Source organism: Streptomyces sp. NPDC020489 (assembly GCF_044386545.1).
Lineage (GTDB): Bacteria > Actinomycetota > Actinomycetes > Streptomycetales > Streptomycetaceae > Streptomyces.
Map to the genome: position 1 here is coordinate 372,349 of NZ_JBIRUZ010000001.1, position 25,334 is coordinate 397,682.

At 72.8% G+C, this 25,334-nt stretch carries 25 protein-coding genes and 1 tRNA gene; 11 read left to right on the forward strand and 15 right to left on the reverse strand.

Annotated elements, in window-relative coordinates:
• Nucleotides 1–16: 16 nt before the first annotated feature.
• Nucleotides 17–2,488 (forward strand): phosphoribosyltransferase, encoded by a 2,472-nt coding sequence (locus tag ACH41F_RS01625; protein WP_398832122.1) that lies wholly within the window; start codon nucleotides 17–19, stop codon nucleotides 2,486–2,488.
• Nucleotides 2,488–3,315: an HAD family hydrolase gene (locus ACH41F_RS01630; protein ID WP_398832125.1), complete on the forward strand. Its 828-nt coding sequence runs from the start codon at nucleotides 2,488–2,490 to the stop codon at nucleotides 3,313–3,315. The genes ACH41F_RS01625 and ACH41F_RS01630 overlap by 1 nt, the downstream gene beginning before the upstream one ends.
• Here the strand turns inward: ACH41F_RS01630 and ACH41F_RS01635 are convergent.
• The 4 genes from ACH41F_RS01635 to ACH41F_RS01650 all read right to left on the reverse strand — a co-directional run bounded on the left by ACH41F_RS01635 (nucleotide 3,305) and on the right by ACH41F_RS01650 (nucleotide 6,462).
• Complete coding sequence (locus ACH41F_RS01635; RefSeq protein ID WP_398832127.1) at nucleotides 3,305–3,955, reverse strand: DedA family protein; 651 nt, start codon at nucleotides 3,953–3,955, stop codon at nucleotides 3,305–3,307. The genes ACH41F_RS01630 and ACH41F_RS01635 overlap by 11 nt on opposite strands.
• A 59-nt stretch (nucleotides 3,956–4,014) precedes the next feature.
• The gene (locus ACH41F_RS01640; protein ID WP_391229447.1) at nucleotides 4,015–4,230 is read right to left on the reverse strand and encodes an FmdB family zinc ribbon protein; all 216 of its coding nucleotides are present in this window, start codon (nucleotides 4,228–4,230) and stop codon (nucleotides 4,015–4,017) included.
• 20 nt (nucleotides 4,231–4,250) lie between these two features.
• On the reverse strand, nucleotides 4,251–5,621 hold the full coding sequence (locus ACH41F_RS01645) for a hypothetical protein (protein ID WP_391229449.1): 1,371 nt from the start codon (nucleotides 5,619–5,621) through the stop codon (nucleotides 4,251–4,253).
• A gap of 73 nt (nucleotides 5,622–5,694) precedes the next feature.
• Complete coding sequence (locus tag ACH41F_RS01650; RefSeq protein ID WP_398832130.1) at nucleotides 5,695–6,462, reverse strand: DUF4097 family beta strand repeat-containing protein; 768 nt, start codon at nucleotides 6,460–6,462, stop codon at nucleotides 5,695–5,697.
• 206 nt (nucleotides 6,463–6,668) lie between these two features.
• Here ACH41F_RS01650 and ACH41F_RS01655 point away from each other — a divergent pair.
• A tRNA-Val gene (locus ACH41F_RS01655) sits at nucleotides 6,669–6,740 on the forward strand.
• 50 nt (nucleotides 6,741–6,790) lie between these two features.
• On the opposite strand, the gene ACH41F_RS01660 is transcribed toward ACH41F_RS01655, so the two are convergent.
• Nucleotides 6,791–7,165: a hypothetical protein gene (locus tag ACH41F_RS01660; protein ID WP_391229453.1), complete on the reverse strand. Its 375-nt coding sequence runs from the start codon at nucleotides 7,163–7,165 to the stop codon at nucleotides 6,791–6,793.
• 129 nt (nucleotides 7,166–7,294) lie between these two features.
• On the reverse strand, nucleotides 7,295–8,221 hold the full coding sequence (locus ACH41F_RS01665; RefSeq protein WP_398832132.1) for a ketopantoate reductase family protein: 927 nt from the start codon (nucleotides 8,219–8,221) through the stop codon (nucleotides 7,295–7,297).
• A 142-nt stretch (nucleotides 8,222–8,363) separates the two neighbouring features.
• Between ACH41F_RS01665 and ACH41F_RS01670 the strand changes: the two genes are divergently transcribed.
• Complete coding sequence (locus ACH41F_RS01670; protein WP_391229457.1) at nucleotides 8,364–8,591, forward strand: DUF2277 family protein; 228 nt, start codon at nucleotides 8,364–8,366, stop codon at nucleotides 8,589–8,591.
• A gap of 536 nt (nucleotides 8,592–9,127) precedes the next feature.
• Here the strand turns inward: ACH41F_RS01670 and ACH41F_RS01675 are convergent.
• From ACH41F_RS01675 to ACH41F_RS01695, 5 genes are all read right to left on the reverse strand, one after another.
• Nucleotides 9,128–9,751: a VTT domain-containing protein gene (locus ACH41F_RS01675; protein ID WP_391229460.1), complete on the reverse strand. Its 624-nt coding sequence runs from the start codon at nucleotides 9,749–9,751 to the stop codon at nucleotides 9,128–9,130.
• 193 nt (nucleotides 9,752–9,944) lie between these two features.
• Nucleotides 9,945–10,397 (reverse strand): DoxX family membrane protein, encoded by a 453-nt coding sequence (locus ACH41F_RS01680; protein WP_391229462.1) that lies wholly within the window; start codon nucleotides 10,395–10,397, stop codon nucleotides 9,945–9,947.
• A gap of 318 nt (nucleotides 10,398–10,715) precedes the next feature.
• Nucleotides 10,716–11,123 (reverse strand): hypothetical protein, encoded by a 408-nt coding sequence (locus ACH41F_RS01685; RefSeq protein WP_398832137.1) that lies wholly within the window; start codon nucleotides 11,121–11,123, stop codon nucleotides 10,716–10,718.
• Nucleotides 11,124–11,254: 131 nt separating this feature from the next.
• Nucleotides 11,255–12,898 carry an alkaline phosphatase D family protein gene (locus ACH41F_RS01690; protein ID WP_398832139.1) on the reverse strand — a complete coding sequence of 548 codons (1,644 nt, stop codon included), beginning with the start codon at nucleotides 12,896–12,898 and terminating at the stop codon, nucleotides 11,255–11,257.
• Nucleotides 12,899–12,968: 70 nt separating this feature from the next.
• Nucleotides 12,969–13,613 carry an HNH endonuclease family protein gene (locus tag ACH41F_RS01695; protein WP_398832141.1) on the reverse strand — a complete coding sequence of 215 codons (645 nt, stop codon included), beginning with the start codon at nucleotides 13,611–13,613 and terminating at the stop codon, nucleotides 12,969–12,971.
• A gap of 350 nt (nucleotides 13,614–13,963) precedes the next feature.
• Between ACH41F_RS01695 and ACH41F_RS01700 the strand changes: the two genes are divergently transcribed.
• Nucleotides 13,964–14,545, forward strand: coding sequence for a TMEM165/GDT1 family protein (locus tag ACH41F_RS01700; RefSeq protein ID WP_398832144.1), 582 nt, complete (start codon nucleotides 13,964–13,966; stop codon nucleotides 14,543–14,545).
• Nucleotides 14,546–14,708: 163 nt separating this feature from the next.
• A complete protein-coding gene (locus ACH41F_RS01705) occupies nucleotides 14,709–15,377 on the forward strand; it encodes an HAD-IA family hydrolase (RefSeq protein WP_391229473.1) in 669 nt (222 codons plus the stop codon).
• Between the two features lie 408 nt (nucleotides 15,378–15,785).
• Here the strand turns inward: ACH41F_RS01705 and ACH41F_RS01710 are convergent, their stop codons facing one another.
• A complete protein-coding gene (locus ACH41F_RS01710; RefSeq protein WP_398832146.1) occupies nucleotides 15,786–16,736 on the reverse strand; it encodes a peptidoglycan-binding domain-containing protein in 951 nt (316 codons plus the stop codon).
• Between the two features lie 160 nt (nucleotides 16,737–16,896).
• On the opposite strand from ACH41F_RS01710, the gene ACH41F_RS01715 reads away from it, so the two are divergent.
• The gene (locus ACH41F_RS01715) at nucleotides 16,897–19,074 is read left to right on the forward strand and encodes a DHA2 family efflux MFS transporter permease subunit (RefSeq protein ID WP_391229477.1); all 2,178 of its coding nucleotides are present in this window, start codon (nucleotides 16,897–16,899) and stop codon (nucleotides 19,072–19,074) included.
• Nucleotides 19,075–19,120: 46 nt separating this feature from the next.
• On the opposite strand, the gene ACH41F_RS01720 is transcribed toward ACH41F_RS01715, so the two are convergent.
• Nucleotides 19,121–19,621 (reverse strand): GNAT family N-acetyltransferase, encoded by a 501-nt coding sequence (locus ACH41F_RS01720; protein ID WP_391229480.1) that lies wholly within the window; start codon nucleotides 19,619–19,621, stop codon nucleotides 19,121–19,123.
• A gap of 107 nt (nucleotides 19,622–19,728) precedes the next feature.
• On the opposite strand from ACH41F_RS01720, the gene ACH41F_RS01725 reads away from it, so the two are divergent.
• Both ACH41F_RS01725 and ACH41F_RS01730 read left to right on the forward strand, forming a co-directional pair.
• Entirely contained in the window at nucleotides 19,729–20,436 is a 708-nt protein-coding gene (locus tag ACH41F_RS01725) for a hypothetical protein (protein ID WP_398832149.1), read from the forward strand.
• Nucleotides 20,437–20,441: 5 nt separating this feature from the next.
• On the forward strand, nucleotides 20,442–21,074 hold the full coding sequence (locus ACH41F_RS01730; protein ID WP_391229484.1) for a hypothetical protein: 633 nt from the start codon (nucleotides 20,442–20,444) through the stop codon (nucleotides 21,072–21,074).
• Here ACH41F_RS01730 and ACH41F_RS01735 read toward each other — a convergent pair.
• Nucleotides 21,060–21,485, reverse strand: a complete 426-nt coding sequence (locus ACH41F_RS01735) for a DUF1992 domain-containing protein (protein ID WP_398832152.1) — start codon at nucleotides 21,483–21,485, stop codon at nucleotides 21,060–21,062. The genes ACH41F_RS01730 and ACH41F_RS01735 overlap by 15 nt on opposite strands.
• 103 nt (nucleotides 21,486–21,588) lie before the next feature.
• On the opposite strand from ACH41F_RS01735, the gene ACH41F_RS01740 reads away from it, so the two are divergent.
• Nucleotides 21,589–21,981, forward strand: a complete 393-nt coding sequence (locus tag ACH41F_RS01740; RefSeq protein ID WP_398832153.1) for a hypothetical protein — start codon at nucleotides 21,589–21,591, stop codon at nucleotides 21,979–21,981.
• Between the two features lie 21 nt (nucleotides 21,982–22,002).
• Here the strand turns inward: ACH41F_RS01740 and ACH41F_RS01745 are convergent, their stop codons facing one another.
• The gene (locus ACH41F_RS01745; protein WP_391229491.1) at nucleotides 22,003–22,674 is read right to left on the reverse strand and encodes a class I SAM-dependent methyltransferase; all 672 of its coding nucleotides are present in this window, start codon (nucleotides 22,672–22,674) and stop codon (nucleotides 22,003–22,005) included.
• Nucleotides 22,675–23,239: 565 nt separating this feature from the next.
• On the opposite strand from ACH41F_RS01745, the gene ACH41F_RS01750 reads away from it, so the two are divergent.
• Nucleotides 23,240–25,300 carry a phosphatase PAP2 family protein gene (locus ACH41F_RS01750; RefSeq protein ID WP_391229493.1) on the forward strand — a complete coding sequence of 687 codons (2,061 nt, stop codon included), beginning with the start codon at nucleotides 23,240–23,242 and terminating at the stop codon, nucleotides 25,298–25,300.
• Nucleotides 25,301–25,334: the final 34 nt, after the last annotated feature.

Consider the following 25,334-nt stretch of genomic DNA (forward strand, 5'->3'; position numbering starts at 1 on the left):
TCGACCCGAGGGACGCATGAACAACGCAGTGAACAACGAGGTGCCGGACACGACGTGGTCCGGGACCTGGGTCGCCGAGCGGCTCGGGGTCGAGCTCCTGGGCGACGACGAGCTGACCGGCCTGCTGGGCCTCGCCCTGCGCCGCAACCCCAAGCGGGCCCATCTGCTGGTCTCCAACGTGCTCGGCAAGCACGTCCCGCAGTCACCGTCCGTGGTTTACGGCTCCGGCCACGCCCTCGGCCTGCGCGTGCGTGAGCTGCTGGGCGCGCGGGAGGCCGAGCGGGCGGTGGTCCTCGGCTACGCGGAGACCGCGACCGGTCTCGGCCACTGCGTCGCCGACGGCATCGGCCTCGCCCCCTACCTCCACTCCACCCGCCGCCCGGTCCCCGGGGTGGCCCCGGCGGGCGGCTTCGAGGAGTCCCACTCCCACGCCACCTCCCACCTGCTCCTCCCGGAGGACCCGGCCCTGCTGGTCGGCGACGGCCCGCTGGTCCTGGTCGACGACGAGTTCTCCACCGGCAACACGGTCCTGAACACCATCAGGGACCTCCACGACCGGTATCCGCGCCGGCGGTACGTGGTGGTGGCCCTGGTCGACATGCGCTCGGAGGCGGACGCGGGCCGCCTGGAGGCCTTCGCCCGGGAGATCGACGCGCGGGTGGACCTGGTGACGGCGGCGTCGGGGACGGTCAGGCTGCCGGAGGGGGTCCTGGAAAAGGGACAGGACCTCGTGGCGCGCCACGAGGTGACGGGCACGGCGCGACCCACCCCCGCCGGCCCGCCTCCGACCTACAGGCGCATCGACCTCCACTGGCCCCACGGCCTCCCCGACGGCGGCCGCCACGGCTTCACCCCCGCGCACCGAATACGCCTGGAAGCCGCCCTCCCCGCCATGGCCGCCCGCCTGGCCGAGGCCCTCCCGGCGAACGCCCACCGCGTCCACGTCCTCGGCTGCGAAGAGCTGATGTACGCCCCGCTCCGCCTCGCCCACGAGCTGGAGCAGGCCGCCGAAGGGGTCCAGGTCACCTACTCCACCACCACCCGCTCACCCGTCCTCGCCGTCGACGACCCCGGCTACGCCATCCGCACCCGCCTCGCCTTCCCCGCCCACGACAACCCCGCCGACGGGCCGGGCGAGCGCTACGCCTACAACGTCGCCGGCGCCGGCTTCGACGCCGTCGTCGCCGTCGTCGACTCCGCCGCCGACACCCCCGAACTGCACGCCCCCGACGGCCTGCTCGCCCAACTCGCCGCCCACACCCCGCACGTCGTCCTCGCGGTCGTCCCCAGCTATGTCCCCGAGCCGCTGTACGTGCCCGAAAGGCCCCCGATGCTGCCCGAGCCCCTCCGCGGCCCCGCCTTCTCCTCGTACCCGCCGGAAGAGGTCGGCTGGCTGCTCCAGGACCTCTCGGACGTGACGCTGGAGGCGCCGACCGAGGAGCGCGAGGAGGCCATCCAGAGCGGCGGCGCGCACTACGCGGAGTCGCTGCCGGTGGAGTACCAGCCGAGCGAGCAGTACCAGCGGCTCTTCCACACGGCCCTGGACGGCGCGGCCCCCCGGCTCGCGCAGGCGGTCGGCGCCGTGACCGAGCTCGTGCTCACCGAGCGCTCACCGCGCCCGGTCCTGGTCTCCCTCGCCCGCGCCGGCACCCCGATCGGCGTCCTGATGCGCCGCTGGGCCCAGTTCCGGCACGGCCTCGAACTGCCGCACTACGCCGTGTCGATCGTCCGCGGCCGCGGCATCGACGCCAACGCGCTGCGCTGGCTCGCCGCCCACCACGACCCGGCCGACGTCGTCTTCGTCGACGGCTGGACCGGCAAGGGCGCGATCACCCGTGAACTCGCGGACGCCATCGAGGAGTTCGAGGCCTCCGACGGCATCACCGGCTTCGACCCGGAGATCGCCGTGCTCGCCGACCCGGGCTCGTGCGTGCGGACGTACGGCACCCGCGAGGACTTCCTCATCCCCTCCGCCTGCCTCAACTCCACGGTCTCCGGCCTGATCTCCCGCACGGTCCTGCGCGCGGACCTCGTCGGCCCGCACGACTTCCACGGCGCGAAGTTCTACCGCGAACTCGCGGGCGCCGACGTCTCCGTGGCCTTCCTCGACGCCGTCGCCGCCGCCTTCCCGGAGGTCGTGGAGGCGGTGGACGCACAGGTCAAGGAGCTGCTCTCCAGCGACCGCAGCCCCACCTGGGAAGGCTGGGCGGCCGTCGAGCGGATCAGCGAGGAGTACGGCATCCACGACGTCAACCTCGTCAAGCCGGGCGTCGGAGAGACCACCCGGGTGCTGCTGCGCCGCGTGCCCTGGAAGATCCTGGCACGGGCCGGCGCGGGCGCCGACCTGGACCACGTACGCCTGTTGGCCGAGCAGAGAGGTGTCCCGGTGGAGGAGGTCGGCGAACTCCCGTACACCTGCGTGGGGTTGATCCACCCCAAGTACACGCGGGGCGCGACGGGCGCCGACGGCCGGGCGGTGGCCCTCTGATGCCGATGCTGGTGGCGAGCGACCTCGACCGTACGCTGATCTACTCCTCCGCGGCCCTCGCGCTGACCATGCCGGACGCGCGGGCGCCCCGGCTGCTCTGCGTCGAGGTCCACGAGAGCAAGCCGCTGTCCTACATGACCGAGACGGCCGCCGCACTGCTGGCCGACCTCGGTGACGCGGCGGTGTTCGTGCCCACGACCACCCGGACCCGCAAGCAGTACCAGCGCATCAACCTCCCCGGACCCCCGCCCGCGTACGCGATCTGCGCCAACGGCGGGCACATCCTGGTGGACGGGGTGACGGACGCCGACTGGCACACGCGTGTGCAGACACGGCTCGCCGACGAGTGCGCGCCGCTGAGCGAGGTGCAGGAGCATCTGCTGCGGACGGCCGACCCGGTGTGGGTGCGCAAGCACCGGGTCGCCGAGGACCTCTTCGCCTACCTCGTCGTCGAGCGTGAACTGCTGCCCGAGGACTGGGTGAAGGAACTCGCGGTGTGGGCGGAGAACCGCGGCTGGACGGTCTCGCTCCAGGGCCGCAAGATCTACGCCGTCCCCAAGCCCCTCACCAAGAGCGCCGCCCTGCACGAGGTCGCCCGCCGCGCCGGCGCGGACCTGACGCTCGCGGCCGGGGACTCCCTCCTCGACGCCGACCTGCTGCTCGCCGCGGACCGGGGCTGGCGCCCGGGGCACGGCGAACTCGCGGACGAGGGCTTCACCGCCCCGAACGTCAGCGCGCTGCCGGAGCGGGGCGTGCTGGCGGGGGAGCGGATCCTGCGGGAGTTCCTGCGCGCCACCCGCGGGGCACCGGCGGCCCCTACGAGTTGACGCGCGTGTCCCGCGCCCGCCTGCGGCGGCGGCCGGACCCCGGTCGCCGCACCAGTCGTACGACGACGAACGCCACCACCGCCAGCGCGGCACCCGCCAGCACCACCTTCGAGTACGCGGACACGATGTCGGTGACCTGCGTCCAGTTGTCGCCCAGCAGATAGCCCGCCATCACGAAGGCGGTGTTCCACAGCGCGCTGCCCAGTGTGGTCAGGCCGAGGAAGACGGGCAGCGGCATGCGCTCCACGCCGGCCGGGACCGAGATCAGGCTGCGGAAGACGGGGATCATGCGGCCGAAGAAGACCGCCTTGGTTCCGTGCCGCAGGAACCACGCCTCGGTCTTCTCGACGTCGGAGACCTTCACCAACGGCAGCCGCGCCGCGATCGCGACCGTGCGGTCCCGGCCGAGCAGCGCGCCGACGCCGTACAGGGCGAGGGCGCCGACCACCGAGCCGGCGGTCGTCCACACCAGGGCGGCCAGCAGGTTCATCTGACCCGTGCTGGCCGCGAACCCGGCGAGCGGCAGGATGACCTCGCTCGGCAGCGGGGGGAAGAGGTTCTCCAGGGCGATGGCCAGCCCGGCGCCGGGCGCGCCGAGCGTGTCCATGAGTCCGTTGATCCACTGCGGTGCGGCTGTCATGCCGTCCACGGTAGGAAACCGCGGCTGAAGGTTTCCTGAAGCCGCCGCCCGCGGGGCCGTCAGCCGCAGCAGCCTCCGCCGCAGCAACCGCCGCCGCCTGAAGGCGGCGCCTGGGCCGGTGCGGAGGCAGAGCCGCCGACGGCCACCGTCGACAGCAGCTTCACCGTGTCGTCATGACCGGCCGGGCAGTCCGCCGGGGCGGACGACTCCGCCATCGGACGGCTCAGTTCGAAGGTGTCGCCGCAGGTGCGGCAGCGGTACTCGTAGCGAGGCATGAGCACAGGTTAACCGGGCCTCAGTGGCCGGCGCCGCGCTCCTCGCGGATCTGCGAGACCACCCGCGCCACCGTCTGCCGCACCGCCTCCGTCTCGGTGAGGAAGTGCCAGTAGTCGGGGTGGCGGCCCTCCAGGGTGCCGATCGCGCGGTCCAGGCGGGCCACCGAGTCGTCCAGCGGGCGCGCGTGGCGCGGGTCGGGGGTGGTCCGGCCGGTCATCGCGAGCCGCTGGGCGTCCCGGATGGCGAACCGGGTCCGGTCGATCTCCTGCTGGGGGTCCTTCTGCACGGCGTTCAGGCGCCGCAGCCGGTCACCGGCGGCCGAGACGGACTCGTCGGTGGAGTTCAGCAGGGCCCGCACGGTCGACAGCAGGGCGGTGGCGTCCGGCCAGCGCTGCTCGTCGCGCGCGGCGCGGGCCTCCGCGAGCTTGCGCTCGGCCTGGCGGACGTTCTCCGTCGCCTGGTCCGGGACCTGCTGGAGGTCCTGCCAGCAGGCGACGGTGAAGCGGCGGCGCAGCTCGCTGAGGACCGGGTCGACCTGCCCGGCGCGGGTGGTCAGGGCCTGGGCGCGGGTGCGCAGGGAGACCAGCCGGTGGTCGATCTCGGCGGCCTTCTCCGGCAGCCGCTCGGCCTCGACCCGGACCGCCTCGGCCTCGCGCGCGACCCGCTCGGCACGCTCCAGGGTCTGCGGGACGCCGTGCTGCCCGGCGCCCTGGTTCAGCTTGGTCAGCTCGGGGCCGAGAGCGGCCAGCCGGGCGGCGAGGTCGTCCGCCTTCAGCCCCGACTCCCGTACCGCGTCCAGGGCGTTGGACGCGGCCAGCAGGCCCTGCCGGGCGCGCTCGACGGCGGGAGCCAGACGGGCCAGCTGCGTCTCGGCCTTGCCGAGCAGCGGGCCGAGGCCGTCGCCGAAGCGGTCCAGGTCCCGCTTGACGTTCGCGAGGTCGTCCTTGGCCTTGGTGAGTTCGGTCCGCGCGCGGACGGCGACCGAGGCCTCCAGGTCGTCCCGGTCGAGGTCGTGCGCGTCGACGGCTTCGATGTACTGGCGGCTGGCCTCGTCGATCCGCCTGCCGAGCCCCTCGAAGTCGGCGACGGCGCGCCGGGCGGCGGGGGAGTCGTCGACCGCGATGATCGTCTCGATCGAGATCCGCAGATCACGCTGGGCGGTGTCCAGCTCGTAGAACGCGGCCGCGGCGGCGTCCTTCGCGGCCTGCGCCTCGGCCCGCTGGCTCTCCGAGCGGCCCCCGAACCAGCGCCGGGTGCCGCCGCCCGCGAACGCGGCCGGCAGCGCGAGCGCGGCGAGCAGGGGCAGGGCGGCGAGGGTGAGCGCGTCGCGCAGCACCTCACGCGCGCGCGGCTCAGACGGCGAGTACGGCTGCGCTGGTGTCGCCGTCACATCCCTCTCCCGTGCTGTGATCCGTCCCTGCCCGGTGTCATTCTCCCACCGTAAGGACGAACACACGGGCCCGTTAGTTCGCGGTGCGGACCGTGACTTTGCCGTCGCCGGTGCGGGCGGTGATGACATGGGTGCTGGAGTCGGCCCGGGGGACGGACACGTCCACACCGCCGTCACCGGTCTCGGTCGTCACCTTGTACGTCGCCTCGGGGACGTCGATGGTCACGGACCCGTCGCCGCTTCGGGACTCCACCCGGTCCGGTACGGCGCCCAGTTGGAGGTGGACGGAGCCGTCGCCGGTCTCGGAGCGGATCCGGCGCGAGGTGACCTCGGCCCGCACGGAGCCGTCGCCGGTCTTCAGGTGCAGCGGGCCGCTGGAGTCGGTGACGTGGACGGAGCCGTCCCCGGTACGGATGCTCAGCGCGTCCTCGAAGCCACGCGCGCGTACGCTGCCGTCGCCGTCCTGGACCGTGACGACGACACCGCGCGGGACCTCGATGCGGTGCTTGGCGGCGCAGTCGGCGACGACGCCGGTGCACTTCATCCGCAGTTTCAGGGTGTCGCCCTTCATGGACCAGGTGACCTTGGGGTCCTTGCCCATCGCGACCGTGCCCCGGAACCAGCGGGTGACCTCGATCCGGCCCGCCTCGTGATCGTCGGCGGCGACGATCTCCAGGGCGGAGTCGTCGGAGTCGATGGTGAGGGTCCTGCCCTGAAGCGCGAACGAACGGTGGTCGGGCTCCTTGTCGTCCGAGGCGGAGGCTCCGCAGGCGCTGACACCCGCGACGAGAGCGACCGCCCCGGCGGCCAGGGCGACGCGGGCGGTGACGGAACGGGCCATTGGGATCTCCCCCTGAGACAGACTGATGAGGCTCTTCGACCGTACGGAGCGGAAGGCCGTCGCGGGATCCGGGTCGCTCCCGGATGCGGGGTGGGGAAAACCCCCGGGTCCACCCGCGCGAGCGGCTCCCGCGATACGGGTTTGCAGACCAGGGGCCGGGGCGATGTAGGCTGTCGACTCGTCCTGGACACGGCTGTTCGGGACCCGGGTGCGTAGCTCAGGGGTAGAGCGCCTGCCTTACAAGCAGGATGTCGGCGGTTCGAAACCGTCCGCGCCCACAGGAACGAAAAGGACCCCGGTCGATCAGACCGGGGTCCTTTCCTTTTTCTCAGTTCCCCGCGTTCCCCGCGCTCTCCACTTCCCGTTCCTGTTCCTGTTCGCGTTCGTGCGCGTGCTTCAGCCTCATGCGGGCTTCCACGCGGTCCGCGCCGGTGACCTCCGCCCAGAAGCGGTGGCCGCTGACGAAGACGGCGAGTTCGTGCTCGCGTCGGCGGAGCTTCTCCACCTCGGCCTGTTCGTCGGCCGTCCAGCCGGGGGAGGCGGGGCGCTCCACCTTGCGCCAGCCGGCGGTGTCACTGAATCCGTCCAGGGGCTCGACCGACCAGGGCAGCCGCTTGAGCAGGGCCGACAGCTCGGCCCGGACCTGATGCAGCTCCTCCTGACCGGCGAGGAGGTCACTCGGAAAGTCATAGGTCGTAGCCACGGCGCAATGCTACGCCTGTTCGATTTAGGGGTGCGAGTTTCTGGGGGTAGTTCGTGTGTTCGGGCGTGCCGCCGAGTCCGTCTGTTCGGGCGTACCGCCGAGCCCGTCCCACCCCGCGGGGGCACGGCGTCAGTGGCGGGCGGCCTCCAGCTCCGCCACCAGCCGCGTCGTCACCGGCACCGGAACGCCGTGCTGGTCCGCCGCGCGGAGCAACGCCCCGCCGATCGCGTCCAGTTCGAGCCGGTGGCCCGCCTCGGCGTCGCGCTGCATGGACGACTTGGTCCCCGCCGGGAACGCGTCGTAGCGGGCCAGCGCCTGAACCGGGTCCGCCGGGCCGCCGCAGGCGCGACTGACCGCGGCCGTCTCCTCCACGAGCGCCGTCAGCTCCTCGCGGTGGCGCGTGCGAACGTCGCCCAGCGGCAGCCCGTACCGGGTGGTGAGCAGGGCGAACGGGGCCAGGAACGACATCTTGGCCCACAACGCCGCCGTCTCGTCCGGCAGCACCCGCGTGGTCGGCCCGGCCGCGCCGAGCACCGCCGCCAGCGCCTCCAGACGCTCCCGGGGCACCGTGTCCCCCGCGAGGTCGACCTCCGCGAACGGGCTGCCGTGGACGATCTCCCCCGGTGCCACCCGCGTCGACTCCACCCGGATCACCGCCGGCGCCACCACGTCCTCGCGGTACCGGGCCCGCAGGGTCGCCGGGTGCTCCACGCCGTTCAGGAACGGCACCAGGAGCGCGTCGCCCAGCGCGGCCGGCGGGACCCGGTCCAGGGCCGCGTCGAGCGCGGTGTGCTTGACCGCCACCAGACAGGCGTCGACCCGCGTCCGCAGCTCGGTCTCCGCCTCCACCTGCGCGGTGAAGTCCCCGAACACCGCACTGCGGACGCGGATCCCACGGGTGCGCAGGGCCGCGGCCGTCTCGTCCCCGGCCAGGCAGATCACCCGGTGTCCGGCCCGGGCCAGCAGCCCGGCGAGCAGACCGCCGATGCCGCCCGGCCCCAGCACCGCCACGGTCGATCCGCCGTCGTACGTCAGTTTCTCGTCGTGCGTCGTCACACGAAGTCCCTTCGTCGGTCGGCCCCTTGAACGGTGGCCGCCTCGCGGAGGATCATCCCAGACCTCCTCGCGACCGGGGCTCCCCGGACCCGGTTCCGCGAAGCCCCGGGCGGTATTTCCCGAGGGAGGCGAGACTGGGGGTATGTGCCGCAGCATCAAGACCCTTCGCCCGCCCGCGCTGCCCGAGGAGGCGACCGAGGACGAGATCCGCGCCGCCGCCCTCCAGTACGTACGGAAGGTGTCCGGATTCCGGGCACCGGCCGCCCACAACAGGGAGGTCTTCGACCGAGCCGTGGCCGCGGTCGCCGAGGCCACGGCCGACCTGCTGGACGGCCTGGAGGTGCGGGGCGCCGCCCAGAAGGCGGGCTGAGCGGACCCGACGTGGACGACGGCGTCCCGAGCGGGGAGGCGCGCGAGCCGTCTGAGAGGCGGCTGCGGTCGCCCGAGCGGGTGCCGCGCGTCATGACCGTCGCCGGTCAGGGTCCCTCCGCGCGTGCCGCGTGCCGCGTCCGTCGCCGGTCAGGGTCCCCCGCGCGTACCGCGTCTCACGACCGTTCCCGGTCACGGCCCTCCGCGCGTGCCGCGCGCCACGACCATCCCCGGTCACGGCCCCCGGCGGTTCGCGCTACGACCGTCGCCGGTTACCGCCCCCGGTGCGTGCCGCGTGCTGCGACCGTCGCAGGTCAGGGTCCCCCGGCGGTTCGCGCGCTACGACCGTCGCCGGTCAGGGTCCCCCGGCGGTTCGCGCGCTACGACCGTCGCCGGTCAGGGCCTCCCGGCGGTTCGCGTGCCACGACCGTCGCCGGTCACGGCCCTCCGCGCGTGCCGCGCGCCACGACCGTCCCCGGTCACGGCCCCCCGCACGGCACCCGACCGGCTGCCACCGCGTCACGGCCGCCGTCCGGCTTACGCCGGCTGCCGCCGCATCACGTACGCCGCCCCGGCGCCCGCGCCGAACAGGGCCAGCACGGAGACGCCGGTCGCCAGCCAGGTCGTGCCCAGCCATTGGGCGCCGTAGTAGCCGAGGCCGACGCTGTACGCCGCCCAGGCCAGGCCCGCCAGCGCGGACCAGGGGAGGAACTCGCGGACGCGGCGGTGGGCGGCGCCCGCGACGAAGGAGACCACCGAGCGGCCGGCCGGGGCGAAACGGGCGAGGACCATCAGGGGGCCGCCGCCGCGCGCCAGCGCCGAGCCGAGACGTTCCTGCGCGGAGGTGAGGCGGCGGGACCGGGCGATCGCCCGGTCCAGTCGGGCCCCGCCGCGCCAGGCCAGCCGGTACGCCACCAGGTCGCCGAGGACCGAGGCGGTGGCGGCGACCAGGGTGAGCAGCAGGAGGTCGGGGACCTCGCCGGGCACCTTTCCGGTCGCCGCGCCGGGCACCGCCGCCGCTGCCGTGGCGGCGGTGATGACGAGGACGCCGCTCGGCAGGACCGGCAGGAACACGTCGAGCAGCACCGACGCGGCCACCACCGCGTAGATGATGCCTGGGCTGCCGATCAGCGTGCCCACACTCCCGAGACTCTCCAACACCGTCACTCCCCGTTTTCCCCCGTAACAGCCCTACAGCGTACGCCCGGGGTGTGACAGCGGGTTCATGGGGGGCGCGTGTGTTCAGCACAGGATGTTCACGCGGCCGACACGTTCGGGCGGACACAGCCCCAGCCGCAGACACCGACGGCGCCCGTCCTCCGTGAGGGCGGGCGCCGTCGGGTGCGGGCGCGGGTCAGACGGCCACGGGTGTCTGGTCCGAGGCGGGCCGACCTGCGACCGTCGAGCGCTTCTGGAACAGCCGGTCCAGCCCGAAGGCGCCGGAGCCGGTGAAGACCAGCAACAGGAAGGACCAGCAGAACATCGCCGCGCCCTCGCCGCTGTTCTCGATCGGCCACAGGGCGTTCGGCTGGTGCACCTTGAAGTAGGCGTAGGCCATCGCGCCGGAGGCGATGAACGCGGCGAAACGGGTGGCGAGGCCGATCATCACCAGCGAACCGCCGACCAGTTCGATCGCGGCCGCGTACCAGCCGGGCCAGGTACCCAGTTCGACGGTGCCGCCCTTGCCGTCCGCGCCGCCGAGCACTCCGAAGAGCGCGACGGCACCGTGGCAGGTGAAGAGCAGTCCGACGACGATACGGAACAGGCCGAGGACGTACGGCTGGGCGCTGTTGAGGCGTCCGGTCATGTGGGGGGTACTCCTGCGGTCGGGCCGGTCCGTGGGGCCGGACCGGTCGGGGGGACAGAACCGTTCGAGCGCCCCACCGTAGGCAGCCCTCACCAATGCTTTCAAGTTCAACATTTGGCCACGGCTTTGCTTCCGTTTGGCCGTCCGTCCCTGTCGTAGCCGCACGTGGAGCCGTTCCGGCCACCGCCGTTCACGACCGAAAGTGTGTCCGAATCCACACCAGACCGCGCTGCGCGGCGGTCACCCGGCGCCGCGTCCCCCGTCACCACCCCGTACGCGGACCGCCGCGCGCACGGCCGACACCGACCGGTCCCCGGGTCAGGCGTTGCCGGTGGCGATGCTCAGCCAGGGGGTCCAGGTCGAACAGTTCTCCCAGCCGATGTCGTTGGAGTAGTTGCGCAGGCACACCTTGATCCGGACCTTCTTGTCCTCGTCGAAGTTGTAGTTGCACTCCTCACGACCGCTGAACGCTCCGCCGGTCGCCTTGCACTCGCCCTCACGGCCGTAGTCGGTCTCCCAGCGGGTGACGGTGCTCTTGTGGTCCTCCCCGATGTCGTTCGCCATGATCCAGTCGCCGTCGGCCTGGAAGGCGCCCTCGCCCTTGTTGTCGGACGTGTAGGCGTGCTGCGGCCACCCCGTCGGGTACCAGGTGGCGTGCGCCGGTACGGCCATGAGGCCGACCCCCGCGCCGGCGGCGACGAGCGAGAAGCAGATCTTCTTCAACAAGGCGTGTCCTTCGAGCGGTTGGGCCGTCCGTGCGGGCCCGAATGCCGAGGAGCGTAGGGTCGGGGACGGGTTTACAGAAGCTTCAGCCGTGCACAACTCGCCCTTTCCGGGGCTCATGTGTGCACGCCCGGTCACTTCTCGCCCAGCACCGTCTCCGTCACCACCTCCAGCCGAGGGGCGCCGCCCCGCACCGCGCGGGCCTGCTCCATCCGCAGCAGGGCCGAACGGCCTTCGAGGGTCAGGGTCATGAGCTGGTTGCCGAACCAGGGGCCGCCCGTGCGCCGCCAGTCCACCGACGGCCGTGAACAGCGGCCGTGCCGGGCGAACCCGCGTCCGAGCGCGCGGCCCACCCCGCTCCAGCCGAAGCGGAAGCCGAGGCGCATCGACAGCGGGATGGAGTTGTGGACGGGGGAGCAGGTCAACTGCACGACGTGGGCGTCCGGTTCGGCCTCCGCCGACCAGCTCGGCTCGGCGACGTAGGCGTGGTGGACGTCCCCCGACAGCACGCACACCGTCGCCGGCGCGTCCGGCCCGGACCCGGCCTCCGCGATGAGCGCGGCCAGCGCCTCGAAGGAGTCCGGGAACGCCGCCCAGTGCTCCAGGTCCGCCCCGCGCCGCACCTTCTCCCCGAACCGCGCCCACCGTTCCCCGCGTTCACCCCGGCACAGCGCGGCGTTCCACGCCTCGGCGTCGTGCACCAGGTTCGGCAGCAGCCAGGGCAGCGAGGTCCCGATCAGGAGATGGTCGTACGATCCCGGCCCGTCCAGCACCTGCTCGCGCAGCCACTGTGCCTCGCCGGGGTCGAGCATCGACCGCTTGTCCTCGTCGAGGACCCGGGCCGCCCGCGAGTCGACCATCAGCAGCCGGGCCCGCCCGAAGTCCCGCCGGTAACTCCAGCGCACGGAGGCGGGTTCGGTGTCGGCCCGGACGGCGAAGGCGCGCAACTCGTCGGTGCCGTCGGCGCTTTCGCACACGGCGGCGTAGAGCGGGTCGGCGGCCAGCTCCTGCGGGGAGAGGTTCCCCAGGTGCTGGTAGACCCAGTACGACATCAGCCCGCTCTGCACCCGCTCGCCCCACCACGAGGTGGCCCGCATGTCCTCGACCCAGGCGGCGGAGGTGTTCCAGTCGTCCACGACGTCGTGATCGTCGAAGATCATGCAACTGGGCACGGTGGACAGCAGCCAGCGGATCTCCGGGTCGAGCCAGGACTCGTAGTAGAGGTGGGTGTACTCCTCGTAGTCCGCGACCTCGTTGCCCGGCGGCTCGCTCACGTCCCGGCGGGCGGCGAGCCAGCGCTGGGTGGCGGGCGAGGTCTCGTCGGCGTAGACCTGATCGCCGAGCAGCACCAGCGCGTCCGGGCGCTCCCCGTCGGGGGCGGCCGCGATCCGGGCCGCGAGGGTGTCCAGGGCGTCCGGTCCGACGGGGTCCCGCTCGCCGTGGGGTGGAGCGGCCCAGCGGCAGGAGCCGAAGGCGATCCGGACGGCCCCGCCCTCGGGCGGCGTGCGGATCACCGGGTCCGGGAACGGCGAGTCGGGCGGCGGCCACACGCGCTCCCCGTCCAGCAGGACCTCGTACGCCGACGAGGTCCCCGGCGTCAGCCCGGTGACCTGGACCAGCGCGTAGTGATGGCCCGCGACCTGGAAGGTGCGGGTCTGTCCGCCCGCCCCGTCCGCGCAGCGCACCTCGGCCGCACACGGGCGGCTCGCCTCGACCCACACGGTCGCGGACGAGCGGTCGGTGTACCTGAGCAGCGGTCCCAACCGAAGTTCGGCCACGATCACCTCCTCCGTCGTCCCGTACGGTACGGAACGACGGAGGCCGCTGGGGAGGTCCCTCACCGAATCGTCAGCAATTGGCCAGGTATCCGGTCAGCGCGCTCTTCTCCGCGGAGTCCACGGACAGGTCGTAGTAGTACTTCACCTGGACCCAGGCGCGGACGTAGGTGCAGCGGTACGCGGTGCGCGACGGCATCCAGGTGGCGGGGTCCTGGTCGCCCTTGGCCTGGTTCACGTTGTCCGTGACGGCGATGAGCTGCGGGCGGGTCAGGTCGTTGGCGAAGTTCTGGCGCTGGGTGGAGGTCCAGCTGTCGGCGCCGGAGTCCCAGGCCTCGGCGAGCGGGACCAGGTGGTCGATGTCGAGGTCGGAGGCGGCGGTCCAGGTGGCGCCGTCGTACGGGGAGTACCAGCTGCCGCTGGTGGAGGCGCAGGCGGAGTCGGTGACGACGTTCGTACCGTCGCGCTTGAGGACCGTCTCCCGGGTGTTGCAGCTGCCCGAGATGGTGATCCAGTGGTTGAACAGGTCACGGCTGTAGCCGGTGCGGTCCTCGGTCGCCACGGTGAGCGAGGCGAGGTAGGTGCGGGCCGTGGCGGCGCTGACCGGAGTGGGCAGCGCGGCGGAGGCGCTCGGACCGTTGAAGAGCCCGACGGAGGCTATGAGCCCGGTGAGCGCGGTGAGTATGCTGAGCCGTCGACGCGCGTAGAACTTCGCCATGCGAACTCCCTTGAGGGGTGGGGGTGTTGAGCGCGAGCGAGGGAATGCTCGCGGCGCCGCGTTGCGGGGAGATGTGCGCCGGGTAAGAAGCTAATGACGTGTACATGACACAACAAGGTTTACGGCGAAACGATCTCGTATGATGGTCGGAGCAGAAGGGGAGTAGCTCTTCGCCGGACCGTCGACATACTGCTCAGCTCGTCTGAGCCGGCGCCCGGAGGCAGGTCTTCTCGAGGACCGGCCAGCGAGACCTTCGGCAAGCAGTGCACAGGTGTATCCGTGTGCTGCCGTGCCGAGGTGTCGTAGTGCAGCAACACTCTCGGTGGGGCAGCCCTACCGATTGAGGAACCTTGATCAGCTTCACCGTGACGGCCGTCGTCTTCGGCGTCGTCTTTCTCGCGGAACTGCCGGACAAGACCGCGCTTGCCGGCCTCGTCCTCGGCACCCGCTACCGCGCCTCGTACGTCTTCGCCGGCGTGGCGGCGGCCTTCGCCCTCCACGTGGCGCTGGCCGTGGCGGCGGGCAGCGTGCTCACGCTGTTGCCGCAGCAACTGGTCCACGCGCTCACGGGGCTCCTCTTCCTGGGCGGTGCCGCGGTGCTGCTGCTGAAGAAGGAGGAGGACGACGAGGAGATCCGGCGCCCTCAGGACCAGTCCTTCTGGAAGGTCGCGGGCGCGGGCTTCATGCTCATCCTGGTCGCCGAGTTCGGCGATCTGACCCAGATCATGACGGCGAACCTGGCCGCCCGCTACGACGACCCGCTCTCCGTCGGTCTCGGTGCGGTGCTCGCGCTGTGGGCGGTGGCCGGGCTCGGGATCGTCGGCGGAAAGGCGCTGATGAAGCGGGTGCCGTTGCGGTTGATCACGAAGGTGGCGGCGCTGCTGATGCTGGGCCTCGGGGTGTGGAGCCTGTGGGAGGCGGCCACCGGCTGAGCTGAACGGCGGATGAACAGTTCAGCCATGCGCTGGCGCAAACCGGTCACGGTTTTGTACCGTGGAGAAACAAAGTGGTTCCCCGCCCGTTCTCCCTGACCGGCGGGCGGGGGCCGCCTTGTCCCTCCGGGTCACCCCCGGTCCCCTCGTCCTGGAGCTGCCGATGACGGCCACCGCCGTACCCACCGTGCTGACCGCCCGTGCCCTCCTGCTCGACATGGACGGCACCCTGGTGAACTCCGACGCCGTCGTCGAACGGTGCTGGCGGCGGTGGGCCGAGCGGCACGGCCTGGACGGCGGCGAGATCATGAAGGTCGTCCACGGACGGCAGGGCTACGCGTCGATGGCGCTGCTGCTGCCGGACCGCCCGATGGAGCAGAACCACGCGGACAACGCCCGCATGCTCGCCGAGGAGACGGCGGACATGGACGGCGTGGTGGCGATCCCCGGCGCGGAGGCCTTCCTCGCGTCACTCCGAGGGGTGCCGCACGCCCTGGTCACCTCGGCCGACGTCGCCCTCTCCACGGCCCGGATGGCTGCCGCCGGCCTGCCGCTCCCCGACATCCGCGTCACCGCCGAGTCCGTCGGCGAGAGCAAGCCCCACCCCGAGGGCTTCCTGAAGGGGGCCGCGGAGCTGGGTGTGGCGCCGGAGGACTGCATCGTCTTCGAGGATTCGGGGGCGGGGATCGCGGCGGGGCGCTCCGCGGGGATGCAGGTCGTGGGGGTCGGGCCGCGGGCGGACTTCCACGAGCCGGACGTGGTCGTACGGGACCTGACCCAGGTCCGGGTGGAGCGGGACGAGGACGGAACGGTCCGGGTGTACGTGGGCTGACCGCCGCGGCGGGGGCGGCCGGCGAGTGTCCCTCGCCCCCGCCGCCCCTACCCGTCCCATCCCCAGGGGCTGCCGCCCCTCCACCGCCGCCCAAGCCCTGGGGGCTGCGCCCCCAGACCCCCATCGGCCCTGAAGGGGCCTCGTCCTCAAACGCCGGACGGGCTGAAAAACACGGGCAGGCGCCCCCAACCGGAAGGCGAAGCGCCCCGCACCGGCGCCACGGCGGGAAGGGCAGAGGCGCGCCCCCGCGGACGGGCCACTGGCGCCACGGCGGAAGGGGACGTACCGGGGGGTGCCCGCCCGCAGTGTCGGGCGTCCGACTTGCGGCACAGTTTGGTCCCACAGTTCCGCCCGACCGAGGACGGACACCCCCCGGTGCGGCCCCGACCCCCCACGCACCGCGCCGGCCTACGGCTCCCGCGTCTCCGACTCCAGACGCTCGCGCGTGGTGAGGTCGTACACGCCGTATTCGTCGACCTGGATCCCCCGCGCCCACTGGTAGCGCGTCACCGCGTCCTGGACGCCCTCGTTGTACTGGCCGCTCGCCTTCCTGGTGTACAGCCCGAGCTGGGTGAGGCGCAGCTCCAGTTCCACGACCTCCTCGCCCGCCGAGCCGCGGCGGAGCACCGGCGGGGTGCCCTCACGGGCGCCGTCGGCCTCGTCCGCCGCCCCGGTCGTCGCGGCGGAGGTGGTCACCGGCGCCGACGGCACCGCGGAGCGGGACGGGGACGGGGAGGCGGAGCTACGAGAGGGGGACGGGGAGGCGGAGGGGCTGGCGGAGGCCGACGCGGAAGGGACAGCCGCCGGGGGCGGCGCGGAGGCCGTGCTCGGGGTCGGAGACCCGGACGCCGAGGGCGTCGTAGCGTCCGGGACGCTCGCCCGTACCTGCTCCGGCAGGGCCCCGTCACGGCTCGGCGCCTCGTAGGAGAAGAACCCGCTCGCCAGCCCGGCCGCGGCGATCACCGCCACCACCCCACCGGCCGCGCCCAGCAGAAGCGTTCGGCGAGGTCGCCGGGCCCCGGCGACCTCGCCGTCGTCCGACGGGACCCCCGCGGCGGCCCCGTCGAACAGGCTCAGATCGATGGTGCTCGGCGCCGACGGCGCGGGCAACTCCGCGGACACCGCCCGCAGCGGCATCGTCGCGTCAGCCCCGGCCGGCGCCCCGGCCGCCGCCTCCCCCTCCAGCTCCACATAGGGACGTATCCGCAACGGATCGAAGTCCTCCGCCGCGGCAGCCTCCGCCGTACGCGCCTCGCGCAGGGCGTTGGACGCCCGCTGCGTGCAGCCGCACGACGGCGTGTGGTCGGCCCCTCTGGGCGCCCCGCACTCCGGGCACAGATGGCCGCTCGGTTCCGCCATGTGTTCGTCCCTCCCCTCGCGAACTCCAGAGATTATGCAGACCCTCTCCACACGCCCACCCCACAAGCCCCCGGAATGTCGGGTTCCGACAGGACTCAACAGGCCATAAACGGTCACACCAACCACGATGGAGAGGTAACGAGACCGCCAGGAGGTCTTCATGGCCGAGGACGCGCACGGTATGACGGGAGATGTGCGAGACCCACAAGACGGGCCCCAGGACCAGACGCACGCCCGAACCCCCGATCAGGCCCCCGGCCTCACACCGGGCCGCCCGCAGGACCCGCCCCAGGACCCACCCCCGGGCCCGCCCCAGGACCGCACCCAACGCCGCCCCGGCGACCCCCACCCCTCCGGCGACGTCCTGGTCTCCATCGGCGCCCTGCTCCTGGGGATGCTCCTGGCCGCCCTGGACCAGACCATCGTCTCCACCGCGCTGCCCACGATCGTCAGCGACCTCGGCGGTCTGGAGCACCTGTCCTGGGTGGTCACCGCGTACCTGCTCGCCTCGACCGCGGCGACCCCCCTGTGGGGCAAGCTCGGCGACCAGTACGGCCGCAAGAAGCTGTTCCAGACGGCGATCGTGATCTTCCTGATCGGCTCGGCGCTGTGCGGCATGGCGCAGAACATGCCCCAGCTGATCGCCTTCCGCGCCCTCCAGGGACTCGGCGGCGGCGGTCTCATGGTGCTGTCGATGGCGATCGTCGGCGACATCGTCCCGCCGCGTGAACGCGGCCGCTACCAGGGCCTGTTCGGGGCGGTCTTCGGGGCGACCAGCGTCCTCGGCCCGCTCCTCGGCGGCCTGTTCACCGAGCATCTCAGCTGGCGCTGGGTGTTCTACGTCAACCTGCCCGTCGGTGTGGTCGCGCTCGCCGTGATCGCCACCGCGCTCCGCATCCCGCGCAGGGCGACGCGGCACGTCATCGACTACCTCGGCACGTTCCTCATCGCCGCCGTCGCCACCTGCCTGGTGCTGGTGGCGTCACTCGGCGGCACGACCTGGGGCTGGGGCTCGCCGCAGATCATCGCTCTGGCCGTCCTCGGTGTCGTCCTGGCCGTCGCCTTCGTGGCCGTGGAGCGCCGAGCCGCCGAACCGGTCCTGCCGCTGAAGCTGTTCCGCGTCCGCACCTTCACGCTGTCCGCGGTCATCAGCTTCGTCGTCGGTTTCGCGATGTTCGGCGCGATGACCTACCTGCCGACCTTCCTCCAGGTCGTCCAGGGTGTCAGCCCGACCATGTCCGGCGTGCACATGCTGCCGATGGTGGCCGGCCTGCTGCTGTCGTCGACCGCGTCCGGGCAGATCGTCAGCCGCACGGGCCGCTGGAAGGTGTTCCCGATCGTGGGCACCGGTGTGACCACCCTCGGTCTGCTCCTGCTCCACCGTTTGGACGAGAACAGCTCGACCGCGGAGATGAGCGCGTACTTCTTCGTGTTCGGTCTGGGTCTCGGCCTGGTGATGCAGGTGCTGGTCCTCATCGTGCAGAACGCCGTCCCGTACGAGGACCTGGGGGTGGCCACGTCCGGCGCGACCTTCTTCCGCTCGATCGGCGCCTCGTTCGGCGTGGCCGTCTTCGGCACGGTCTTCGCGAGCCGGCTCGGTGACAAGCTCACGGCAGCCTTCCGCGGCGCCGAACTCCCGCCCGGCGCGTCGGTGGACGGCCTGGAGTCCGACCCGCGCGACATCCTCGAACTGCCGGGCGCGCTCCAGCCGCCCGCGGTGCACGCGTACGCCTCCTCCATCACGGACGTCTTCCTGTACGCCGCCCCGGTCGCCCTGCTCGGCTTCGTGCTGGCCTGGTTCCTGAAGGAGGACCGGCTGCGCGCCTCGGTCACGGCGCCGGACCTCACCGAGACCCTCGCCAGCAACCCGGTCGAGCGGTCCTCGTACGACGAGGTGTGCCGGGCGCTGTCGGTGCTCGGCACCCGGGAGGGGCGCCGGGAGATCTACCGGGAGATCACCGAGCGGGCGGGCTACGACCTGCTGCCGGGGGCGAGCTGGCTGCTGCTGCGGATCAGGAGGTACGGCTGGGCGGAGCCGGCCGTCCTCGCCGAGGGCAGTGCCGTCCCGCTGCACGTGGTGATCGCCGCCGCCCGCCAGGTCGAGGAACGGCGTCTCGCGACCCGGCAGGGCGTAGACCTCGTCCTGACCGACACCGGCCGGGAGGTCGCCGAGCGTCTCGCCGCCGCCCGTGAGGAGTCCCTGGCCGCGCTCCTCGGCGACTGGTGGGGCCCGGACCGCCCCACGGACCTGGCGCAGCTGGTGAAGGACCTCAACGCCGAGCTGTGCGGATCGGACCGGGAGCAGCCGCACAACGGGACGGCGTCCCGCACCGGCTGAACGGCCCACGACGACCGCCGACGCCGTACCGAACCGCAGGGCCGTTCTACAGGGTCTTGCCGAACCAGTGCTCGGCGTAGGTGTCGTCGTTGTGCGGCTCGGTCTCCTCGAAGCCGAGGCGCGCGTACAGGGCCCGCGCCTCGACGAGGTCGTGCCGGGTGTCGAGGATCATCCGTACGGCACCCAGCGCGCGGGCGGCGTCCTCGGCGGCCCGCACTAGGACCTCGCCGCCGCCCCGGCCGCGCAGCTCCTCGCGGACGAACACCCGCTTGAGCTCGGCGGTGTCCGCGTCCAGCAGCTGTACGCCCGCGGTGCCGGCGGGTTCGTCCCCGTACCGGCCGACCAGGAGCCGCCCCTGGGGAGGGGTGAGCGCGGACCAGTCCGCGCGGGCGACCTCCCGTTCCAGCTCCTCCGGCGCGGTCCGCCGCCCCTCGCGCAGGAGGTAGTACCGGTCGCTGACCTCCGTGTAGTACGCCCGCCAGAGCGCGGCGGCGACAGGGGAGTCGTAGGGCTCGGGGGCCACGGACCAGGTCGTCATGGCGCCCATTGTCGGACACGGCGTGCCCCACCGGCCCCACCAGCCTTTCCGCCCCCGGCCCGCACAGACAAGGTGGTTGCCGGTTTGAGGACCCGGTCCGGGGCTACCCGGTATACATGTCAACAGGCCTGATCATCGCTCTGATCGTGATTGTCCTGGCCGTCCTTGTGGGGGCGGCCGTATTCGCCCGGCGTGCCCGGGGCCCGCAGCGTGGCCGCAGTCTGCAGCACCGCTTCGGCCCCGAGTACGACCGGGCCGTGGCCCGGCACGACGGTGACGCGCAGGCTGCCGAGCGCGAGCTCGCCCAGCGTGTCGAGCGGCACGGTTCGCTGCGCGTGCGGTCCCTGGAGCCGGCCCAGCGGGAGCAGTACGAGGCCCGCTGGACCGCGGCCCAGGAGCGGTTCGTGGACTCGCCGCGCGAGGCCGTGGCGGAGGCGGACCGGCTGCTCGCCGAGGTGGCCGGGGCCAAGGGGTTCCCTGACGGCGGCCAGTACGAGGAGCAGGTCGCCGCGCTGTCCGTGCACCACGCCCATCACGTGGACGGCTACCGGCGCGTGCACCGCGCCGCCCATCTGCGCGGGGGCGAGACGCAGGACGGCGCCACGGCCGGCACCGAGGAGTTGCGCGAGGCCATGGTCGAGGCTCGGGCGCTGTTCGAGGACCTGGTGGGCGAGGGTCGCCACCGTGAGTCGTCCCGGACGGTCGAGCGGGCCGATCGTGCCGAGATCCAGCAGGAGTCCGAGGGCGGCAACCTACACGCCCGCACCGACGGCCGCGGTCATCAGCCGTGGGCGTTCAACCGCCGTCACGCGAAGGGGAGTTGAGTGACATGAGGGACGCCACAACCGGCCCGGGGGCCGAAGGCCCGCTGCACGGGGACAAGCTCACGGGCACCACGGGCACCACCGGCTCGACAGGCACCACGGGCACCGACCGGACGGGCACCGACCCGACGGGACGTGGCTACGGCACCGGCGCCCGCTCGGCCGATCCGCAGGACCAGGAGAGCGCGCCCCTGGTGGCGGGCCACGACACGGCCCACGACACCACCCGCGACAGCGCCTTCCGCGACACGTCCGACGCCGCGCAGGCCGAGAAGGGCGACAACTCCAGGTCCCCGCTGGTCGCCGGGGAGAACGGGCACGAGAGGGCGGTTCAGGGCGAGGGTGCCCACCGCGGCCGACTGCTCCCGCACGACGAGATAGACAAGCTCTCGCTGCGGCTCCAGCACGCGGTCGCCGGGTTCGTCGACGGACCCCGCACCGCGGTGGAGGAGGCCGATCACGTGATGGAGGAGATCGCCTCCCGCCTCACGGACGCCCTGACCCACCGCCGCCGCACCCTGCGCACCTCCTGGCAGCAGGACGGCGCCGGCAAGAACGCCGACGCCGGCGACACCGAGCAGCTGCGCCTCGCCCTGCGCGACTACCGCGAGCTGGCGGACCGGCTACTGCACCTCTGAGTCATCCGCCGCCGCCCGGCGCTCCCGCCACAGCCGTACGACGTCCTCGACGTCGTACGGCTTCATACCCAGCGGGGGGCCGGGCGGCGGTCTGAACATCATGTCGCGGATCTTGACGTTGACGTCCGTGAGCAGTTTCCGGACGATCCGTTCCGACGGTGCCGCGTACGCCGCGGCGAGCGTGTCCTCCGCCTCCTTGCGCAGCGCCAGCGCGGGCGGCAGGACGGCCAGGCCCTCACGGGCCATCTTGCGCCTGATCCACCACAGTTCGTCGTACGGGGCCTCCAGGGCGGCGGGCAACGGCTCGCCCGCGCCGGGCAGCCGGTCGAACTCGCCGCGCCTCTGCGCCTCTCGGATCTGCTGGTCCACCCAGGACTCGAACGGGACGCCGGGTGGCTTTCGCTCGGTCATGAGCCCATTGTGCCGGACGTGGGGTGGCCGGGCGATTTATCATGCGGCCGCTGTGCAAGGACACTTGCTCGGGAACGGTTCAGGAACTGCAAAGGGAGCGCACGTGCTCGAACTCACCATGGCCGCCGTATCCGCGGCGGAGGAGGGTGCCACGGCCGGCATGCAGATGGCCGACGCGCCCAGTGACCCGGGTGCCGTGCTGCGCGTCGGACGGGACCAGTCCGTGTGCCGGCTGTCGACGCCCGACGACTGGCTGTTCGTCTCCCGGGTGCATCTGGAGTTCCTGTGCGGCCCGGAGGGCGGCTGGCAGGTGACCTGGCTCCAGGGCTCACAGGCCGAACCGTCCTCCGAGGTGCACCTGGTCGTCGGCCAGTACGCCCAGCCCCTGGTCTACGGCGGGACCATCCCGCTGCCCCGGGGCGGCAACGGGGAGATCGTCATCCGGGACCGCACCGCCCCCCGTACCGTCAACGTCGGTTTCTACCACGAGGGTTGATCGGCGTCGGTGGGCGCAGGGCTACGCGACCACCCGCGCCAGCGCGAAGCCGTCGTAGCCCTTGGCGCCCACCGTCTGGATCGCCGTCCCGCTCAACCTCGGGTGGGAGCCGATCAGTTCGATGGCGGCCCGGGTGCCGGTGATGTCCGGCGCGGCGCTGTCGGGGTCGGCGACGCGGCCGCCGCGCACCACGTTGTCGACGATGATCAGGCTGCCCGGTCGGGTGAGCTTCAGCGCCCACTCCACATAGTGCGGGTTGTTGTCCTTGTCGGCGTCGACGAAGACCAGGTCGAAGGGGTCCGGGTCCTCCTCGGCCAGCTTCGGCAGCGACTCCAGGGCGGGGCCGACGCGGACCTCCACGAGCCGGTCGAGGCCGGCCCGCGCGATGGCGCCGGTCGCGACCTCCGCGTGCCTCGGGCTGTACTCCAGGGAGACCAGCCGCCCGTCGGCGGGCAGCGCGCGGGCCAGCCAGATGGTGCTGTAGCCGCCCAGGGTGCCGATCTCCAGGATCCTTCGGGCGCCCTGGATCTGGGCGAGCAGCTGGAGCAGCTTGCCCTGGGTGGCGCTGACGGCGATCCGCGGAAGTCCGGCGGCCTCGCTGTCGCGCAGGGCGGCGGACAGCGCCTCGTCGTCGGGTGTGAGGTGGGTGGCGAAGTAGTCGTCGACGTCGTCCCAGACCTGCGACTCACTCATGTGTCTGTGCCTTTCCCGCGGCTGATCGGAGCTGCTCACCCCTGGGGCTGACGAACGGACGCCCCGCCGAGTTCCCGGCGGGAGCGCCGCACGGCGAGCAGGGCCGTGGCCGTGACGCCCAGCGCCAGACCGCCCCGTCGATGAGGGACGGCGTCGGGAACTCCCGGCCCATGGCGGTCAGGAAGGGCGCGCCCCACGACAGCTCGGCCAGCGGCCCGGACCTCGCGCTCACCGCCCCGCGAAGGTCACCCGGGGGACGCGAGCCGCCGCCCTCGCCGTACTCCGACCATGTCTCCCCAGCCCCTCCGCGTCGACGGCTTCAGACGGTAGTACGGCGGGAGCACACGGTTCCGTTCCGCCGTACGCCGTACGTGAGCCAGGTCGCGCCTCGCGCGCCGCCGCACGCGGCCGCGGACTATCGTCATTCGGACAAAAGCGGGACAGACGTCAGGTGAAACCGGAGTCGCCGCGTCTCTCTCCGGGGGCGGTGCGAGGCTGAGAGGGTTCGCAGAACAGCCCACACGCGGGCAACGCGTGGAAGAACGGGGCGGGAGGCCTACGAGGCGTGCTGAATGCGGAACACGGCGGACGACCCGCGCAGGCGCTCGGAGCGAGTGCCGCGGACACGGTGCGGGCGCGGGTGCACCTGGCCCGCCTGGGGCTGTGGCTGGTCGCCGCGATACTCGCCGTCCGGCAGGTGGCCGTCGTCCTGAGCACCCCCGAGGGGGAGCGGCTGACGGACCTGGAGACCTGGGTCGGCCCCGACGGCGTCCTGCATGTGAAGGGCTCGCTGTACGACTCCACCCTGTTCACGGGCACGCCCTTCGGGGGGCTCGTGCTCAAGCCGCTGACGCGTGCCGCCGAGCAGGCCCTCGGCTGGGGGTGGACCTTCGGCACGCTGCTGCTGGTGGTCCTCCTCGGCCTGGTCGCCGCGCGCGCCCTGCCGCAGCCGGTCGGCCGGCTCACGGCGCTGCTGGCCGCGCCGGTCGCGGTCAGCCTGCTGATGCTGTCGCTGCCGGTGCGCAACACCCTCTGGCTGGGCCAGACCAGCATCATGCCGGTGCTGCTGGTCCTGCTGGGCTGCTTCGTCGTCCGCGGTCAGGGGGCGAGCGGGGCGCTGATCGGTGTCGCCGCCGCGCTCCAGCCTCCGGTGCTGCTGTTCGCGGCGCTGCTGTGGTTCACGGGGCGGCGACCGGCCGCGCTGTGGGGCGGCCTCAGCTTCGCCGCGTGCACGGCGATGGCCTGGCTGGCGATGCCGCACGACTCGTACACCTACTGGGTCCACCACATGGCGGGCACCGGGCTCGGCGGCCCGGCGGACGACCTGTCCAACCAGTCGCTGCACGGCGCGCTGCTGCGCGCGGGCCTGTCCGGTCCGGTGGAGATCGCGCTGTTCCTCGCGCTCGGCGCGGCCGTGACCGTGCCGGCCCTGCGCCGGGCCGTGCGGTACGCCCGTGACGGCCAGCTGCTGCTGGCGGTCGCGATCACCGGCTGCGCGGCGATCCTGGTCTCGCCCACCACCTGGCAGCACCAGCTGCTGTGGGTGCTGCTCGCGGTGGTCGGGCGGGTCGGGAAGCGGGCCTCGGACCGGTATGTGTGGCCGGTGGCCGTGGTCCTGGTCATGACGCTGCCGGCGAAGATGATGCTGCCGAACATGTCCGCGCTGTACCCGGTGCGCGACAACGTCGTCCTGCTGGCGGCGCTCGCGGCGGCGACGGTCGTGCCGTTCCTGCCCCGGACGTCCCCGCACTACGCGAGCCCGATCCCCGCGGAGCACGCCGAGCCGGTCCCGGCGCGCTTCCGGCGGGTGCCGCTGCTGCCGTTCCTCAAGAGGGTGTCGACCCGTCCGAACCTGCTCCTGGAACTGCTGCTGATCCGGGTGACGTACGCGGCCTACCAGAAGGTGCGGCTCGCGGCGACGGGCGGCAGCAACTCCGAGGGCCGGGCGCGCGCGGAGGCGCACGGCCGGCAGATCCTCGACCTGGAGCGATGGCTGCACATCGACATCGAGCACTGGGCGAACCACGCGGTGGTCGAGGTGCGCTGGCTGCGTGACTTCCTCGACTTCTACTACACGTCGTTCCACTTCGTGGTCCCGCTGTCGGTCCTGGCGGTCCTGTACTGGCGCCGCCCGGTCGACTACCGCTGGGCCCGCGCCTCGCTGGGCTTCACCACGCTCCTGGCCCTGGTCGGCTTCTGGCTCTACCCGCTGGCCCCGCCCCGGCTGATGCCGGGCCTCGGCATCATCGACACGGTCCACGGTGCGCAGGACTTCTCCCAGCCCGACTACGGCACCCTGACCCACCTGACCAACCAGTACGCCGCGATGCCGTCCCTGCACTTCGGCTGGTCGCTGTGGTGCGGCCTGGTCATCGTGATCATCGCGCCCCGGGGGTGGCTGAAGGCCCTGGGCCTGCTGCACCCGCTGTGCACGCTGACGTCGATCGTGGCGACGGGCAACCACTGGATTCTGGACGCGGTCGGCGGCGCCCTGGTGGTGGCCGGCGGCTTCGGGCTGGCCTATCTGTTCCAGGGGCCCAGGGCGCGTACGGCGGAGAAGGCCGGGGCCGAGTCCCAGGGGCGGCCGGTGGCGGTGGGCCACGGGGGAGGCGGGAGCGGGACGTAGGGATGGGGGTGCCCCCTGCCTCCCCCGGGTCAGG